The sequence below is a fragment of the Phenylobacterium sp. genome, assembly GCF_030693805.1.
Taxonomy (GTDB): domain Bacteria; phylum Pseudomonadota; class Alphaproteobacteria; order Caulobacterales; family Caulobacteraceae; genus Phenylobacterium.
This window is the reverse complement of sequence record NZ_JAUXZW010000217.1, coordinates 1-1382: the sequence shown is the minus strand read 5'-3', so window position 1 is coordinate 1382 and position 1382 is coordinate 1. Positions and strand designations below refer to the sequence as shown.

At 68.6% G+C, this 1382-nt stretch carries 2 protein-coding genes and 2 tRNA genes; 1 reads left to right on the top strand and 3 read right to left on the bottom strand.

The genetic code is table 11. The annotated features are described in order from the left end of the window. The 3 genes from Q8M88_RS08465 to Q8M88_RS08455 all read right to left on the bottom strand — a co-directional run. Positions 1–119, bottom strand: a 119-nt coding sequence (locus Q8M88_RS08465) for a GTP-binding protein (RefSeq protein WP_305596331.1), incomplete at its 3' end; no start/stop codon positions are given. A gap of 41 nt (positions 120–160) precedes the next feature. Continuing rightward, positions 161–234, bottom strand: a tRNA-Gly gene (locus Q8M88_RS08460). A gap of 44 nt (positions 235–278) precedes the next feature. Then, positions 279–364 (bottom strand) — tRNA-Tyr (locus Q8M88_RS08455). A 110-nt stretch (positions 365–474) separates the two neighbouring features. On the opposite strand from Q8M88_RS08455, the gene rlmB reads away from it, so the two are divergent. Continuing rightward, positions 475–1272 (top strand): 23S rRNA (guanosine(2251)-2'-O)-methyltransferase RlmB, encoded by a 798-nt coding sequence (gene rlmB / locus Q8M88_RS08450; RefSeq protein ID WP_305596329.1) that lies wholly within the window; start codon positions 475–477, stop codon positions 1270–1272. Positions 1273–1382 lie beyond the last annotated feature (110 nt).

Below are 1382 nucleotides of genomic sequence, written 5' to 3'. Positions count from 1 at the left end.
CCCGCCTTCGCCAGCGTGATCGTGATCGCCGCCGTCAACGTCGTCTTCCCATGGTCCACGTGACCAATCGTCCCGATGTTGCAGTGCGGCTTATTGCGTTCAAACTTTTCCTTGGCCATCAGGGTCCTGCCGGCGTTCTTTAAAGTGCTCGTTGAAGGGATGGAGCGGGTAGCGGGAATCGAACCCGCATCCTCAGCTTGGAAGGCTGCTGCACTACCATTGTGCTATACCCGCAAGCTCACGCGGGATCGCCGCAATTCTCCTCGTCTTTCGGCGCGTGGTGGGGGAAGCAGGACTCGAACCTGCGAAGGCGTACGCCAGCGGATTTACAGTCCGCCCCCTTTGCCGCTCGGGACATTCCCCCGCGCGCCTGGAGCCGCCTCAGAAGCCCGCACAAAACCCTCCGCCCTCGATCGCGACCAGTGCTATCAGCGGCGAAGGCCAGTCGGCCCCCGATTTGGAGCGCGTCTTATAGTGTCCTCCCCTGCCGAACGCAACGCGCCCCGAAACAGCCGTGGACAAGGGTTCAAGGGGCGCCCGCATCACCGCCGCGAAAGCGTTTCCGACGAGTGGTTGTGGGGGTGGCACGCGGTTGAAGCGGCCCTGGCCAATCCCCTGCGCGAGCCGGCCGAAAAGCTGATGGCGACGCCGGAGCGCGCGGCGCGAATCGAGGCCCGGTTCGGCCGCCAGCCGGAGCTGCAGCGCGTCGACAATGCGGCCATCGCCCAGGTTCTGCCCAACGGCGCGGTGCACCAGGGCGTGGCGCTGAAGGCGCCCCTGCTGGAATCGGCTGACCTCGCCAGCTTCGAGGCGAAGCCCGGCGCGGTGCTGCTGGTGCTGGACCAGGTGACCGATCCGCAGAACGTCGGCGCGATTATGCGCTCGGCCGCAGCGCTGGGCGCCGCGGGCCTGATCCTGCAGGACCGCCACGCGCCGAAGCTCACCGGCGCGCTGGCCAAGGCCGCCGCCGGAGCGGTGGACGTGGTGCCGACCGCGCGCGTGGTGAACCTGTCGCGCGCGCTGGAAGAGCTCGAGAGCTCGGGATGGCGCGCCGTCGGCCTCGACGGCGCTGCCGAACGCACGCTCGACGCCGTGCTGGACGGCGGCCCGGTGGTGCTGGTCCTGGGCTCGGAGGGCGACGGCCTGCGACGGCTGGTGGCCGAGCACTGCGACGAGCTGGCCCGCATCCCGATGCCCGGGGGCTTCGAAAGCCTGAACGTCTCGGCGGCGGCGGCCATCGCCTTGTACGAGGCGGCCAGGCCGCGCCGATAAGGCCGCCCTTGCGAGGAATTCGCGCCTGTCGCATTGAGACGCCATGCTCGCAGAACTGACCAGCCCCGCCGCCCTATCGGCCCTGTTCCAGGTGCTGATGATCGACCTGG